15 protein-coding genes are annotated in these 15,960 nt (G+C 37.8%); 11 read left to right on the forward strand and 4 right to left on the reverse strand.

All coding sequences use genetic code 11. The features are described 5' to 3' along the window. The first annotated feature begins 81 nt into the window (after positions 1-81). The 4 genes from KMW37_RS05205 (at position 82) to KMW37_RS05220 (ending at position 3,007) form a co-directional block, all read left to right on the forward strand. Entirely contained in the window at positions 82-612 is a 531-nt protein-coding gene (locus KMW37_RS05205) for a hypothetical protein (RefSeq protein ID WP_215223560.1), read from the forward strand. 457 nt (positions 613-1,069) lie between these two features. Further along, positions 1,070-1,573 (forward strand): QcrA and Rieske domain-containing protein, encoded by a 504-nt coding sequence (locus KMW37_RS05210; protein WP_215223561.1) that lies wholly within the window; start codon positions 1,070-1,072, stop codon positions 1,571-1,573. A gap of 7 nt (positions 1,574-1,580) precedes the next feature. Further along, entirely contained in the window at positions 1,581-2,138 is a 558-nt protein-coding gene (locus tag KMW37_RS05215; protein WP_215223562.1) for a YceI family protein, read from the forward strand. Between the two features lie 8 nt (positions 2,139-2,146). After that, the gene (locus KMW37_RS05220) at positions 2,147-3,007 is read left to right on the forward strand and encodes a DUF5777 family beta-barrel protein (protein ID WP_215223563.1); all 861 of its coding nucleotides are present in this window, start codon (positions 2,147-2,149) and stop codon (positions 3,005-3,007) included. On the opposite strand, the gene KMW37_RS05225 is transcribed toward KMW37_RS05220, so the two are convergent. Next, entirely contained in the window at positions 2,921-4,585 is a 1,665-nt protein-coding gene (locus tag KMW37_RS05225) for an ArnT family glycosyltransferase (RefSeq protein WP_215223564.1), read from the reverse strand. The two genes, KMW37_RS05220 and KMW37_RS05225, sit on opposite strands and share 87 nt — an antisense overlap. Before the next feature lie 119 nt (positions 4,586-4,704). Between KMW37_RS05225 and KMW37_RS05230 the strand changes: the two genes are divergently transcribed. Next, entirely contained in the window at positions 4,705-5,640 is a 936-nt protein-coding gene (locus KMW37_RS05230) for a helix-turn-helix transcriptional regulator (RefSeq protein ID WP_215223565.1), read from the forward strand. An 11-nt stretch (positions 5,641-5,651) separates the two neighbouring features. Here the strand turns inward: KMW37_RS05230 and KMW37_RS05235 are convergent, their stop codons facing one another. Then, positions 5,652-6,248, reverse strand: a complete 597-nt coding sequence (locus KMW37_RS05235; protein ID WP_215223566.1) for a DUF4377 domain-containing protein — start codon at positions 6,246-6,248, stop codon at positions 5,652-5,654. A 198-nt stretch (positions 6,249-6,446) separates the two neighbouring features. On the opposite strand from KMW37_RS05235, the gene KMW37_RS05240 reads away from it, so the two are divergent. Next, positions 6,447-7,922, forward strand: coding sequence for a S10 family peptidase (locus KMW37_RS05240; RefSeq protein ID WP_215223567.1), 1,476 nt, complete (start codon positions 6,447-6,449; stop codon positions 7,920-7,922). Positions 7,923-7,979: 57 nt separating this feature from the next. On the opposite strand, the gene KMW37_RS05245 is transcribed toward KMW37_RS05240, so the two are convergent. After that, on the reverse strand, positions 7,980-8,921 hold the full coding sequence (locus KMW37_RS05245) for a glutamate--tRNA ligase family protein (protein WP_317195552.1): 942 nt from the start codon (positions 8,919-8,921) through the stop codon (positions 7,980-7,982). Between the two features lie 282 nt (positions 8,922-9,203). On the opposite strand from KMW37_RS05245, the gene KMW37_RS05250 reads away from it, so the two are divergent. Further along, complete coding sequence (locus KMW37_RS05250) at positions 9,204-9,938, forward strand: NYN domain-containing protein (RefSeq protein ID WP_215223568.1); 735 nt, start codon at positions 9,204-9,206, stop codon at positions 9,936-9,938. 56 nt (positions 9,939-9,994) lie between these two features. Here the strand turns inward: KMW37_RS05250 and KMW37_RS05255 are convergent, their stop codons facing one another. Then, complete coding sequence (locus KMW37_RS05255) at positions 9,995-11,947, reverse strand: CHRD domain-containing protein (RefSeq protein WP_215223569.1); 1,953 nt, start codon at positions 11,945-11,947, stop codon at positions 9,995-9,997. 206 nt (positions 11,948-12,153) lie between these two features. Between KMW37_RS05255 and KMW37_RS05260 the strand changes: the two genes are divergently transcribed. The 4 genes from KMW37_RS05260 (at position 12,154) to KMW37_RS05275 (ending at position 15,957) form a co-directional block, all read left to right on the forward strand. Beyond that, a complete protein-coding gene (locus tag KMW37_RS05260; protein WP_215223570.1) occupies positions 12,154-12,948 on the forward strand; it encodes a M48 family metallopeptidase in 795 nt (264 codons plus the stop codon). A gap of 435 nt (positions 12,949-13,383) precedes the next feature. After that, on the forward strand, positions 13,384-13,953 hold the full coding sequence (locus tag KMW37_RS05265; protein WP_215223571.1) for a YceI family protein: 570 nt from the start codon (positions 13,384-13,386) through the stop codon (positions 13,951-13,953). Between the two features lie 42 nt (positions 13,954-13,995). Next, a complete protein-coding gene (locus tag KMW37_RS05270; protein ID WP_215223572.1) occupies positions 13,996-15,255 on the forward strand; it encodes a hypothetical protein in 1,260 nt (419 codons plus the stop codon). A 96-nt stretch (positions 15,256-15,351) separates the two neighbouring features. Beyond that, positions 15,352-15,957, forward strand: coding sequence for a YceI family protein (locus KMW37_RS05275; protein ID WP_215223573.1), 606 nt, complete (start codon positions 15,352-15,354; stop codon positions 15,955-15,957). Positions 15,958-15,960: the final 3 nt, after the last annotated feature.

Here is a 15,960-nt window from a genome sequence, read left to right on the forward strand (position 1 = left end):
TTTAACATTCTACCGAGCCGACCTGATGTAAACATTGAAATATTTTTACTACCTTAGTTTTAACCAAAAAACAGCGAAGCAGTGGATAATGGAACTTGGATCTATATTATCATTTCGATAATATTTTTTATAGTCAATGCACTTACCAAAAAGAAAAAGGGGAATGGTCAGGAGCTTGATGAGACGGGCGAGGAGCTATCAAATGATGAGCCTAGAAGGAAGCCTGTATCTTTTGAGGAACTATTGAAAGAAATTCGCCAGGAACAGCAAGGAAGGAATTTTGAAGAAACCGAGCAAGAAGAATTGTTTGATGAAGAACCCAAAGAAGTCGTTTATCCTAATGTTGAAGTAGTTACTGAGCCAACCAAGAGACCATCTGAAATTAAATATTACGAAGGTACTTACCAAGCTGATCATTCAGGCAAAGGAAAGGGACTGGTCAAATTGGATGATCAGGTAGAAATAGATCCAGATAAGAAGATTCTCAAAGAAGTGGAGGAAGTAGCTGAGGATAATGTAGGTTCTAACAGATACAGAAGGATGTTAAAGGACCCTCAATCGCTCAAAGATGCCATTGTGGTTGCTGAAATTTTAAAAAGAAAAGTGTATTGATTCAAAAGCGCGCTGGTTTTTTAAATTAAGACTGTTAAAATATTATTCAGGAAAGCTATTTGCTTAATAATGTTTAATTTGAAACTTTAGTCCCTTCAAAACTTTATTTAATTTGCTTACCTGAGCTAGGCTTTTCATTGTGTTTTTTTGCAAGTCTGTAAATTCTTTCCTTAAATTCTTATAACTGCTCTCTAAATAGATACGAGGTAATTGCGTAAACCTTATGAGTAACGCTAAGCCTAGTCTATAACCCCGAAATAAATATGCATTAGCTTTCCTCTTACAAGCTTAAAATGTTTCAAAATCAAACGCTTCGCTGTATTTAACTCATTCACCATAGTGGTACTATGTTTCTTTCGTTAAATAATTGATTTTCTTGCATTTTAAACTTTCACGACAGATTCTAATGCAGAATCCGGGATAATCCAATTGTTCTTGAGAATGCGTAAGTAAAGTCATGAAGCAACTTATAAACGCAAAATCAGGAAAGCTCCCTCAGGAAAGAAGGGATTTTCTAGTTAAGACAGGCTCGCTATCTGTGATGTCCCTATTTGGATTGTCATTTTTTACAGCATGCAGCAGTTCTGAAGATATGGATCCCTCAAATCCAGATAATTCAGGAGGCGGTGGTTTGGGGGATGGAATCGATGTTTCAGGTAATAATGTAACAATTGATTTAAAGAAACAGTCTGGCCTCAAAACCAATGGGGGATGGCTCTTGATCAGTGAAGCAAGAGTTTTGGTGGTGAATATAGGTGATGAAATGTTCAGTGCTTTGACCTCCGTTTGTACCCACTCCAGTTGCTCCGATAATTGGAAATTTCAAAGTAGTCAGTTTGTTTGTGGCTGTCATGGATCCCGGTTTGCTACGGACGGATCAGTTGCGAACGGTCCAGCTAATTCTCCATTGACTTCCTATTCGACCATGCTGCAGGATGATATTTTAACGATCATGAAATAATCCTATCATGAAAAAGCTCTTTATCATATTCTATTTGGCCTTTTTAGGAAGTACGCAAAAAGCCTTTTGCCAAGAATTTACTACTGAAAACGGTTATGCAGAGTTTCTTTCCCAAGCTTCGCTGAATGAATTTACGGGAAAGTCAGACCAGCTCAATGGCTTGGTAGACCTGGATAAAAACTTGGTGGACTTTTATATAGATCTGAATACCTTGAAAACGGGGATAGGATTGAGAGATAGACATATGAGAGAGAATTACCTGGAAACCAAAGATTTTCCCTATGCAGAGTTTACAGGAAAAATTAAGGAGTTGGATGAAAAAATGATCAGTTCATTTGAAAAGGGGCAAAAAGTAACAGCGGTGGGGAAATTTAAAATTCACGGAGTGGAAAGGGAGATGGAAATCAAAGGGGAAATCATGCACGATGAGGAAAAAAACACCATGCATTTGAGCGCAAAATTTGAAGTCCTGCTAGGGGACCATGATATAGCGATTCCGAAGGTGATGTTTTATGAGTTGTCAGAAAAACAAATAGTGACCATTAATGCCCGTCTAAAGAAATAATCAGAATCATGAAAACTTTATTGTTAATATTATCCTTATTGTTAGCAACTTTTACAGCTAAAGCCCAGCTGGAAAGAAAACCTGCTGAAGCAAACAAGGACGTGGACCTCATCTTTCATGCCCCCAGACATATAAACTTGCTGACTGTTGAGCCCATAGAGAAAAAAGGTTTGCATCTGGCCATAATGCATACTTTTGGGACATTGGATGGAGGTTTCCAAAACTTTTTTGGCCTTGACTATGGTGCCAATATCATGATTGGTTTTGAATATGGAATGACTGATAAATTCTCCTTGGGACTCTCTAGGTCGAGTTTGGATAAAGTATATGATTTATATGGTCGCTATCATTTGATAAGTCAAAGCTATGATAACAGTCGACCCATTTCGATAAGCCTGATGGCAGGTGCAGGAGTTAACACTTCTGATTATAGTTATATAGAAGATACTGAAGTTTCATTCGCAGATAGAACCAGTTATAAGGCTCAGATAATGTTTGCCAGAAAGTTCAATGACTGCTTTAGTTTCCAGTTAAGCCCAATGATGGCTTATTTCATCAGTCCATATGAGTTCTATCAATTAGAAGGAGATGAAAATTTGTATTTGTCTATAGGGCTTAGTGCCAAATATAAGGTGACAGGAAAATCCTCCTTGACATTGCAGTATATTCCTAATTTGAATAATGATTTAAAAAGTAATTTAGGTATTGGGATAGATGTGGAAGCCGGCGGTCATGTCTTTCAAATGTACTTCGTTACCAGTCAAGCACTGAATGAACAGTATTTATTGGCTGGAGGCAATGGAAGTCCTGGAGAACAATTTAGACTTGGATTCAATGTTAATCGCATATTCGCCCTTGGGAAGCGGTGATAAAGGATTGATTTTTTCAAACCCGACAATATGTAGCCATTCGTCTTCCCGGCTTTCAGTTTCAATATAATTATTTTGCCTGGCAAATTCCCTTACCTTTTGGAGAAGAGAAGTTTGATTGGGGTAGGCATGTTGGCTGTACTTGTATATGAACAAAGTGAAATTTTGGGGGGCATTCAAATAGGGTTGGGCCTTAAATTCTTCTAAACTCATTGCCCTTTTTTTTGGGGATAGTTCTCCTAGGATGACTTCTTGGCTATCACAAATAAATTGATGGCTGATCAAAGGTGAATTATGATCGCTATTTTCAATATTTTGGATAAATGCTTCTTTAAAGTGAGGGTAGTTTTTTAGGTCAGATTGATTATTAGCTGCCAGGAAAACAGGGGAAATCATCAAAAGCACCAAGCCCACCAATCGAAATCTGGATTCCAGAAAAGCCAGGCAAGAAGCGAAAAGGAAATAATAAATCGCAATATTCCACTCCATTAACGAAAGCGCGACAAATCCCCCGAAAGCTATCCATAATGAACAGAATTTGTTCCAGAAAAAATTATCCAACCAACGGTAGTTTTCAAAAGCGATATTTGCCGATAGCAAAGGGATCAGAACGATCAAATGCCTAGGGTTAAGGTGAAGGGGATTATAATAAGAGAAACTGGTGCTCATAAACCAAAAACCAACAACCATGCAGATGGTACATAGGGAAAAGATGATAGGTAAGTCTCTTTTCGTTAAGAATGCTCTGACGATTGAAGGGGTGGATAGGATGATCCAAATCCAATAGGTGCGTTCTACAAAGGTGGTAATAGGGATGAAAGTTAACCGCTCCAACATTATTAGCCAGCTTTTATCAAAATAGCTATAGGGAGAGACATAGTGTCCTTCTTGAATACTTCGAAATCTAAAAAAGGCATCCTCAAACTTCCACTCAAAGTATCCTAAATATAAAATGGCAAATAAGGCCATGAAACTGAAAAAGTATATATAAAAGCTTTTACCATTATCCTTTATATAATCAAATAACATCAACATAAAGGGAAATGGTGCTAGGTAAATAATGGTTTCCTTGGTGCAAAATCCCACAAAGAAGGCCAGTGCCATTAATAATCCTGATTCAAGAGGGCGTTTAAATCTGGAGTAAGCTGAGAAGGGAATTAATGCGGTCCAAAATAAAAGTGGGGAATCTGGGTACACTTTGGGGAGGAAATGCAACAAATATATATTGGAAATAAAGAATAATACCAACCAAAATTTTGCGGATGGCTTTGGCATAATGCTCCATAGAAGGATCAAAGCTCCTATACAATAGATCAGGCTGGACAGTGAAGCAATCCGATCATTGAAACCAAAAATAAAAGTGAGGAGTCCTGATAATAGGTATGCGCCCCATCTGAAAGTGAAATGCTCTCCAGTTAGCACATCATTTCCCATCCAGAAATTTTGACCATAAATGATATAAGCCACATCATCACTGAAAGTAATTCCATCATAAGCGAAAAACCAATAGCCTATCAAAAGAAGGATACCTACAATAAGGTAAGTGTTAGGCTGGTGGAGCTTTATACTTTTTTCCATAAACTTTTAAACCCTCATTACTTTGAGGATCACTTCTTGGTGAAAAATTGACAATTTGTGTCTTTAATGTGTGGAGTTGAAATCTTAGACGTAAATTGCTTTCTGAAATTTAACTTGTCATGGCTAAAACAAAAAGTGTTGAGCAACAAAAAATACTAAGGGTTTTCAAATTAATCAATTTACTACGGTCCAATATAGGTAAACCTGTTGGCCGGCTTGCAGAATCCTTGGGTACGGATAAAAGAACAATCTATCGCTATTTCAAATTATTGGAAGAACTGGGGTTTCAGGTAGAAAAGGAGTTTGGCAAGTTTAAGATCGTTGATAGAGTGGATCAGCATAAGGATAGTTTTTATGGTACCTTTACTGATGATGAAACTGCTTTTATAGCTGATTTGTTGAGCAAAAATGGAAAGAAGAACCTTTTGAGGGATTCTATTCTTCAAAAGGTCCACCACCGGTCTGATTTTCAACAAGGGGTCAGCAAGCTGTTTAATGCCCATTTGGGGACTTTTGTGGATGAATTGGGGGAGGCCATAAAAAACAAGTTTCAGGTGCTGTTGAAAGATTATTATTCCCTAAGCAGTGATTCAGTGAGTGATAGGCTGGTAGAGCCTGTGGCATTTACCAGCAACTTTGAATCCGTTTATGCTTTTGAAGTTTCGAGCAAGGAGATGAAGCTTTTTAAACTGGAAAGGATCAGTGAAGTAAGGATTAGTTCGCGGAAGCATGTTTATGAGGTTTTACATGAATCTTTGGAGCAGGGATTATTTGGGTTCACCGGAAAAGATCGCTTCCATGTAAAACTTAAACTTTCGAAAAAGGCCTATCAATTGCTTATGGAGGAACATCCTGATGCCAAACCATATACTTATTTAAAGGAAAGAAATCAGTATTATTTCGAATCAGAAATACCAGAATTGCCCGGAATTGCCAGGTTTATTCTTGGATTGCCTGGTGAAGTTGTGGTGGAAGAAGGAGAGGAGCTAGCTCATTACCTTCGAGAGCAATTAAAAAAGGCTGAAAATATTTTCTCAGCCTTTGAATTGAAATAAACTGTGGTAGTTTATTTTAGTTGGATCAGTTTAATCGTTTTATTATCAACATGTCGGAAGACGCCACCCACATTTGCATTGGTATTTAGTGCAAGACTCAGATCGTCACATAAGGTGGTACACTCGATGTCTATTTCTCCCAACAAATTATAACCAATATCTTCATTGCCAAGAACCAGGTTGGCAGGGTTGAAGTCAGTAGATTTTAATGGAAGTTCAAAGGTTGTGCCAATACCAATAGGCTCCTTCGAATTTTCTGAAATAAATGTGTATTTGATATAGTGTAAACCGGTGTCGGAATTAAAAGCTTCTTCCTTTCGAATTCTTAAATCATAATTATAACCTAATTCATAGTCAAAACCTGAAATGGCATCCATAGGGATAGCGGTCCATTCATCAGTCGCTGCTTGATCACTGAATTGTACTCTTAGCCATAATGTGGGATTATCCGCTTCATTGTTTTGAATGATGGGGAAGTGTTGGACCTTAACATTTTCTTCCTTGATGGGCGTCTCGTCCAGGCAGGAAGTAAACAGCAGTGTACAAATCACCATCAGGCAGGCTGTAATTATACTGTTTTGACGTATTAGGGTGAAAAAACTAATCATAATAAATAAATGAGTTGGTTTAATAAAAGAAGTGTTTTTTGATAATTCGCTTTTCTACAATAAAAATGCCATTAAATCGAAACTGAGTTTATTAATAAAAAGCTTTTACCCCTGAAAGTGTTTTTTGACCATCGCCTAGAATGTTTTTCAATTGACTATGATAAATTTTTATCTTCGGTCCTTAATCAATTAGTTTTTATGAAAAGACCAATCACTTTCATTTTAGCATTGCTGTGCATGTGTGGATCATTAACTGCACAGGAGCTTTTAAATTCAGACTCTACTTCTACTTCTAAACATCAATTAAGCATCAAGGGTAAAAATGTTCCCTACACTGCTACGGTTGGAACTCAGCCTGTTTGGGATAAAGAAGGCAAAGAAGTGGCTTATTTGTTTTATACTTATTATGAACGCACTGATATTCAAGATAAGACCAAAAGACCGTTGGTTATTTCCTTTAATGGCGGCCCAGGTTCAGCTTCCATTTGGATGCATATCGCCTATACTGGTCCAGTTCTTTTGAATATTGATGATGAGGGTAATCCTGTTCAACCTTATGGAGTGAAAGACAACCCTCATTCTATATTGGATGTGGCAGATATTGTTTATATCGATCCTGTTAATACCGGTTATTCGAGAATCACTGATAAAGAAGCCGATCGTGCGCAGTTTTTTGGAGTGAATTCAGATGTTAACTACTTAGCCGATTGGGTAAGGACCTTTGTGAGTAGAAATAACAGATGGGCATCTCCAAAGTACCTGATTGGAGAGAGTTATGGCACCACCAGGGTGTCTGGATTAGTCAATAGGTTACAGAATAGTCAATGGATGTTTTTCAATGGAGTGGTGTTGGTTTCACCAACAGACTTGGGCATTGATAGAAGCGGTCCAGTAGCAGCTGCCAATTATTTACCTTATTATGCTGCCACAGCCTGGTACCATAAAGCATTGGAGCCAACTTTACAACAAAGAGATCTTGACGAACTATTGCCTGAAGTGGAAGAATTTACCGTAAATGAGTTAATTCCTGCCATGGTAAAGGGCGGCTTTCTTGAGATGGAAGAAAAGAAGGCTCTAGCGAAGAAAATGTCCAAGTATTCTGGATTAAGTGAGAAAGTATTGTTAGAGCATAATTTGGCTGTTCCTACCCAGTTTTTCTGGAAAGAACTCCTTCGTGATCAAGGATTAACTGTGGGCCGTTTGGATAGTAGGTATAAGGGGATTGATGGGTCCGATGCTGGAAGCAGTTTTGATCACGACCCTGCCTTAACCGCCTGGAACCATGCTTTTGCACCTGCTTTTAATCATTATATGATCAATGAACTTGATTTTAAAACTGATTTGAATTATTTCCTTTTTGGGCCAGTCCATCCGTGGGATAGAACAAGGGATAGAACAGGCGAAAATCTTCGTTCAGCGGTTGCGCAAAATCCATATTTGCATGTGATGATTCAATCAGGTTATTACGATGGTGGTACGGACTATTTCAATGCAAAATATTCAATGTGGCAAATGGACCCAAGTGGTAAATTAAAGAATAGGCTATCATGGAAAGGCTATAGAAGCGGGCATATGATGTATTTGAGGTCTGAAGATTTGGAAAAAGCCAATGAAGATATCAGGGAATTCATCAAAAAGTCTTTGCCAAAAGATGGAACGCCTGCTCGCTATTAGTGACCGTTTGAATCATTGATAAGACTGAATAGTTACAGAGAAGGAAAGGCCGGGAATTTACCCGGCTTTTTCATTATAAGCTTTTTCAAAATCTTGTAAACATAAAGTGGGTTCTTTAAACCCCATAAAATCACCTAGCATACGATAAATGTCGGCTTTGCTTTTCCCCGTCTTTCTTAGACCTTGAATGGATGTGGCGCCCTTGGATTTGGAAAGCTTTTTGTTTTCAGAATGCATGATCAATTGGTGGTGCATAAAAGTGATATCTGAGAAATTATTGGCTGGCAATAAGCTGGAGAGATAGGACTGGGCAAGACTGGAATCCAATAAGTCCTGGCCGCGAACAATTAGGTCGACACCAAAACTGATATCATCAATGACAGATGCTAGCTGATAGGCTGGCAAACTTGTCTTTTTCCTCACCACAAAATGGCGCATATTATCGGGAAGCAAGGAACTGTAAAATTCCGATTCGAGCGATTTAAACTTAATTGAATGTCCGTTGGTGATCAAGCGCCAGTTAATATTTTCTGCTTTGAGATCTAATCCTCTTTTAAGGCATGTTCCGGGGTATTGGGCATTGGGACTGATTTTAGCAATTTGCTTTCTTGAACATTCACAGGCAAAAAGCAATTGTTTTTCATTTAACCACTCCAAGGCTTTTTGATAACTTTCCAAACGGTGAGTTTGGGAAAATTCTTGATAGAACTCTTTCTGGTTCTTCGGTCCTAGGTCCCAAGGTATTTCTAAGAAATTCAGCGTGGCAAAAATGTCTTCAATAAAATCTTGTCTTACTCGGCTTTGGTCAAGATCATCTATCCGCAACAGGATTTTGCTTTGGTGTTTTTTTGCAAGGGAAGAAGTTATCAAAAATGATAAAATATTGCCTAAATGTAGGTATCCACTAGGTGTGGGAGCAAGCCTTGTTAGCTGGTATGTTGCTTGGGTTTTGGGCATAGTAATGGTTACTAAAATAAGAAAGTATCCTTTATCCAACACGTTTAACCGATGAAATATTGAAGAATAAAAGCATAGTCAAATGAAATGGTAAAGGGTGGTTTTTTTATACGAAGCATGTTTTTTTATAATCCCTTTATTAATAAGTAGTTGCGGAAGGGGTTTGTCGTGGAATTATGATTAACTTCCTTTATCAATCATTTGCAAAGATTTCTACAAGTTCGATAAAGTAGTATATGGCAGAATAATTGTTGCTGGTTGAACATTGAACAATTCAATTTTTAGGAATCAACGATAGTTGAGAAAAAATAAATCATTTTAGAAATGGATAATGAACTTAATTTGGCCGTATTGATTGATGCGGATAATATACCCTCTTTTTATGTCAAAGAAATGATGGAGGAATTGGCCAAGTATGGTAATCCCACTATCAAAAGAATATATGGGGACTGGACGCAGCCCCAGTTGGCCAAATGGAAAGCTGTGTTATTGGAACATGCGATTACTCCCATGCAACAATACAGCTATACCTCAGGTAAAAATGCGACAGATTCGGCGATGATCATTGACGCAATGGATATCCTTTATACAGAAAAGGTGAAGGGTTTCTGCTTGGTATCCAGTGATAGTGACTTTACTAAATTGGCTACTAGGCTAAGGGAAGCGAACATGAAGGTTTTTGGAATCGGAGAGAAGAAAACTCCGACCCCTTTTATTGCTGCTTGTGACAAGTTCATTTATTTGGAAATACTTAAGCATCAGGAAAAAGAGGATAAAATCGAGGTGGCCAAAGAAAGCCTTGGGGTGGAGAAAATTACTCCAAAGGTTATTCGCTTGATAGCCAACACCATTTCCGACTGTTCCGAGGACGATGATGGTTGGGCTTTTATGGGAGATTTGGGGAACTTGCTTCAAAAAAAGCAGCCCAATTTTGACTCAAGAAATTATGGGTTTCAAAAACTCACACCAATGATCAGTTCAATCAGTAAATTTGAAATAGACCAAAGGGAAAGTGGTAGAGGGAAGCATAAATTGATATATGTCAGAAACAAAAAATAGAAATGACTTACTGTAATCAGTAAGCCATTTCCCTTTTGTAGGATTGTAAAACTAAACTAATTATTGATTCCTATATTGCCTTGTCCGACAATGGTGCCCAATTGATCCGCACTCAAGTGAACATTAACATACCCATCTATAGTCATCAAGTCTGAGTAATTCAATTCATCACCTGAATCCAGCATTTCTACATTTGTCATACTCATTCCCGTAGTGCCGTCCACAGGATTAAATGAGAAGATAATAGGTCCTCCTTCAGCTGCTGAATTAGCATGTATATGGGCTGGATGGCTTCCTCCATCAGGTGTTCCGTCCATTGAGATGGTAGCTAAAGCAAATCCATTGACCCTTTCAGCAAATGTAATGGATCCACTAATACCTGGTACATCTTTTTCATTTAGCATATAGACTTGGGTATTTCCAGTCAATTCGTTTTGCCCAATATCTCCTTGTGCAACGATGGTTCCAAGCTGGGCAGCACTTAGATGAACATTGACATATCCGTCCACATTTAAAATATCTGCATATGGCATTGGATCTCCGGCATCAGTTTGTCTGATGGTGGTCATGCTCATTCCTGTGGAGCCATCAACAGGATTGAATGATACGACAATTCCACCACCTTCAGCAGCTGTATTGGCATGAATATGTGCAGGGTGACTTCCCCCATCAGGAGTACCTTCTAAATTTATTGTTGCCAATGAAAGCCCATTTGCCCTTTCCTGAAACTTGATAGATCCGCTGATTCCAGGAACAATTTTTTCTCCAAGACTGTAGGTCTTTTCATTTCCGGTTAATTCATTTTGTCCAATATCTCCTTGAGCGACAATGGTCCCAAGCTGATCAGCACTGAGATGAACATTTACATAACCATCATAATTTAGTATGTCATCGTACTGCAGGTCATTACCGTCATCAGTTTGTCTGATGGTGGTCATGCTCATTCCTGTCGTTCCATCTACAGGATTGAAACTCACGGCTATTCCACCGCCTTCTGCAGCTGTATTATAATGAATATGAGCTGGATGACTTCCGCCATCAGGAGTGCCGTCTAATTGAATAGTAGCCAAGGTATAACCACTGATCCTTTTCTTGAAAGTAATGCTACCACTTATTCCAGGGACTGCTTTTTCTCCCAAACTGTAAATTTTAAATTGGTCGGTTAATTCATTGATACCTATATCTGATTGTGCTACAATAGTTCCAAGATCTCCTGAAGAAAGGTGGACATTAACGTAACCATCCATATTGATAATTTCTTCATATGATACAGGCATTCCTTGATCATTTTCCTCGATGACGGTGGTGCTTAAGCCTGTACTTCCATCCACTGGGTTGAATGAAATAGCAATTGGGCCACCCTCCGCAGCAGAGTTAGAATGTATATGCGCTGGATGACTTCCCCCATCTGGCGTCCCATCAAGGCTTATGGTCGCCAAAGTGGAACCATTTACTCTTTTCTGGAAGGTAATGGTTCCTGATATCCCTGGAACGGCCTTTTCTAATAAATTGTAGGTTTTAGAATCACCCGCTAAAGCATTTCCTCCCATATCTCCTTGGGCAACTATGGTACCTAACTCACCATAACTCAGATGTACATTAATGTATCCATCAAAATTGATTAAAGAGTTATAATTGATGGATTGACCATCATCACGCTTATTTACCAAAGTAGTACTTACACCAGATTCCCCATCTACGGGATTTAGCGAAATAGCAATATCACCACCTTCAGCAGCAGAGTTAAAGTGTATATGTGAGGGGTGAACCCCGTTTGCAGGGGTGCCATTTAGGACTAAAGTTACTTTGGTGTAACCATCCTCACCTTCTTCAAAAATTGCAGAGCCGGTTACTCCGGAATTGCCAATTTCCAAAAGTGGGTAGGTCATTTTTTGACCTGTCAGTTCCAGTGCTTCTATGGGACTTGTATCATCGACACAAGAAAAAAGTCCTGTCAAACCTAATATCATTATCCATTTAAAAAGATGTAGCGGGATGCGCTTTTTCATTTTTGTATTGGTTTTGGTTAAAAGAATATATGTTGTAATAAATTAATAACATATGGAAATGGTATTTGTTTAGTTTTGATGTTTTTAAACTTAAAATGATCCATTAAATTGCAGAAATTTTAATGGTGAATAGGGAGAGAAATATTAGTTTGACCGTTAATTGGCATCTTTTTTGGGAAATTTTATACGAACAATTTTAAATCAATATGTTGAAGAGAATATCAATTTTGCTTTTGGCAGGAGTAGTTTTATATGGATGTGCTACAGTGCCACTAAGTGGTAGAAAGCAATTAAGTCTAGTAAGCAATGAAGAGGTCTTACCGATGGCTTTCCAACAATACAATGAAGTAAAAACAGAAAGCAAACTGCTAACCAATACAAGTGATGGTGCGAAGGTTCAAAGGGTAGGAAAACGTATCGCTGCTGCAGTGGAAACCTATCTTAATGATAATGGTTACGGAGATATCGTGGAAGGTTTCGAATGGGAATTTAACCTTATTCAAGATGATCAGGTAAATGCTTGGTGTATGCCAGGTGGTAAAGTGGCATTTTATACGGGAATCATGCCTATTTGCCAAGATGAAACAGGGGTTGCAGTTGTTATGGGGCACGAGGTGGCACACGCTATCGCCAGTCATGCTAGGGAAAGAATGTCTCAGGGGTTAGTTGCTAATGGATTACTGGGAGGTATGCAAGTCGCCATGGGGCAAAACCCAACCTTGACCGAAGCGATTTTTATGCAAGCAGTGGGTATGGGGAGTCAAGTCGGTATGCTTAAATTTTCGCGTGACCAGGAACTTGAATCGGATCAATTGGGGTTGATCTTTATGGCAATGGCAGGTTATGACCCTAGAGAGGCGCCTGTTTTCTGGAAAAGGATGGAAGCAAAATCTTCTGGTGCTGCACCACCTGAGTTTTTGTCTACTCACCCAGGCCCAGACAGAAGGATTGATGAATTGAATAAACAAATGCCCGAGGCATTAAAGTATTATAAACGGTAATTTTAGGATAAATTTTGATTGAAAAGACTGTAACCTGAATTTAGGTTACAGTCTTTTTTTATGATAAATTTTAGTTGTTGACCAACTCTTTACATTCGGATCCAAGCTATTAAAAAAAATCAGCACTAATTTTTAGGTTAAAATCTATTGATTTATGAAGTGAATGATAAGGTGTTTTATATTGATGATTTTGTGTATAAATGAATGTTTTTATTTTTAAAGTAATATTATTAATGATAAAACATGGTTTTTTTTGTGAAAAAAATAGAATAAAATTATTTATTATTATATTATTTTTAGTTAATTTTTTTATAGTTAAAACATGACAAAAGTCTTGTTTTCAGTTTCTTTTTCTCATGTTTTTACTTATGCATGGGATGTACATTTGTTTAGTATTTAAGCAATAGACGTTTTCAACACCATAACAATTTTATTATGAAGACAGCGAAATCAGTGATCCTACTTGCATTATTTCTGGTGGTAGGACTTCAGGTAAGGGCTCAGGATAGTTATACTTTGTCTGGACCTCAGGAATTTAAGGTCGAGGGTACTTCTACCATTCATGATTGGGAAATGGTTGCCAAAGATGGCTTAAAGGGAAGTATGGATGCCACGGTAAATGGATCCGAAATAGCTTCTATCTCATCATTGAAAATAAGTCTTCCGGTTGAAAGTTTGAAGAGTGGAAAGTCAGGAATGGATAAGAATGCTTATGAAAGTTTAGATAAGAAAAAGAATCCAACTATTCTCTATGAATTAACCAGCGTGGATCAAATTGACAATGGTAAAATAAAAGCTAAGGGCAAATTGATTATTGCGGGAAGTTCTAAGGAAATAATGATGGAAGTGAATTATAAAGTGAATAATGGGACAGTAGCCTTTGACGGTGCACAGGATATCACTTTCGCTGATTTTAATATTGATCCTCCAACCGCCATGTTTAATACCATTAAAACAGGTAATGAGTTGAAGTTATCATTTAAAGCTCAATTTCAACCTAATTGATAAATCAACAAACACATATCAAAGCAAAAAGCCATGAATACTATGACAAAAAGCATTAATTATGCTATTCTATTCTTTGCGGTATTATTTTCAGGTACCTCTTTGGTACAGGCCCAAAAGTCTTTACAGTATTATAGACCAGATAATAGCTACGGACTCCATGTTTTTGAGACCAGTAAAGATTCAGTTTCTACATTTGAAGGACTGAGAGTGAAAGTGGGCGGTGATTTTGCCCTACAATTTCAGGGGATTAATCAGGAAAATAGCCTAGACAACTTGGTAGACCTTGGGTCTAACCTTAACCTTCCTACCGCTAATTTAAACTTAGATGTTCAATTGGAAGATGGTGTTAGGATGCATCTGAGGACTTATCTTTCTGCAAGACACCACTCAGAGGCCTGGGTAAAAGGAGGTTATTTGCAATTAGATAAACTAGACTTTGTTTCTGAAGGATTTCTTGAGGGATTGATGAAATATGCTACAATCAAAGTAGGTATGGATGAGATCAACTATGGTGATGCGCACTTTAGGAGAACGGATAATGCCAGGGCTATTTTCAACCCATTTGTAGGGAATTATATTATGGATTCCTTTACTACAGAGGCTTTTGCAGAGGTGATGTTGCAAAATAGTGGATTCCTTGCCGTTGTTGCCATTTCCAATGGTAAGCTTAATCAATCGGTGGTAGTCAATGACAATTCTGACAATAAACTTTCGTTTTATGGTAAGGTAGGTTATGATAATTATCTTACTGAGGATTTGAGATTTAGATTGACTGGTTCATGGTATACCAACCAAGGGATGACTACTGGTAATTCGCTATATGGAGGTGACCGTGCGGGTTCTAGGTATTACAGTGTTCTGCATACTGTTGAGGATGGTGGATCTGATTTTGAGGGTCGTTTTAATCCGAGATTTAATCAACTCACTGCTATACAAGTTAACCCATTTGTTAAATTCAAAGGTTTGGAGTTTTTCGGAATTTATGAACTAGCTATGAACAGTGAGGATGAAGGTGACGGCCAGTTTACTCAGCTTGCGGGAGAATTGTTATACAGATTTGGTTCCCGAGAACAATTGTACTTCGGTGGAAGATATAATAAAGTGAAAGGAGAATCAAATGCCAATGATCCAACTATATCTATAGAAAGATTCAATATTGGAGGAGGATGGTATATGACCAAAAATATTGTTGCTAAAATTGAATATGTGAATCAGAAATATGACGGATTTGCAGCAGATTCTAAATATAATGGTGCAAAATTCGATGGTTTAAATATTGAGGCAGCGATAAGCTTCTAATCATTTATGATCTGATAAATATAGGAAGGGTATCGGGTAGGCCGGTACTCTTCTTTTGTGTTGGTAATGGTTGGAATTAATTAAACACGGTGTATCATGTTTAAATTACTTGCATTTATTGGTGTTCTTCTTTTGGTTGCCGCACCTAAGGAACCAAAAGTAATCATGTGGAATATCCTTGAGGAAAGTGAATTGGGTATTGCAGGAACTACCAATGTCAATAGCTACTATTGCATGTCAGAAAATTATTTCGGAGATGATAAAATTTATGAAAGATATTCAAATGAAGGTCAGGTCAGCTGGAGCGGAAAGATAAGAGTTCCAGCAAGAAGTTTTGATTGTGCGAATAATATTATGACCAAGGATTTTCAAAGTACCATTAAGGCTGATCAGCACCCATATATTGGAATGGAGTTTCTTCATCTTGAAAAAGTAAAAGGAGAGGATAGTGCTATTAGTGGTGAGGCAATTGTTACCTTGGTTAAGGTGCAACAAAAAATTAAAATTGATTGTAAGATGGAAAAGTTGGATAATGGGGTTTTGAAACTGGAAGGGGATCACACATTTTTGTTCTCTGATTTCGGTCTTGAGGCGCCCAAAAAGTTTTTTGGGGCTATTAAAGTAAAAGATCAAGTAACCGTTGAATTCAAATTATTTTTAGAATCTGAGTCTTCGAACACCATTAAAGGGAACTTATTATGATAA

The organism is Echinicola shivajiensis (assembly GCF_018642165.1).
In the GTDB taxonomy this organism is placed as follows: Bacteria; Bacteroidota; Bacteroidia; order Cytophagales; family Cyclobacteriaceae; genus Echinicola; species Echinicola shivajiensis.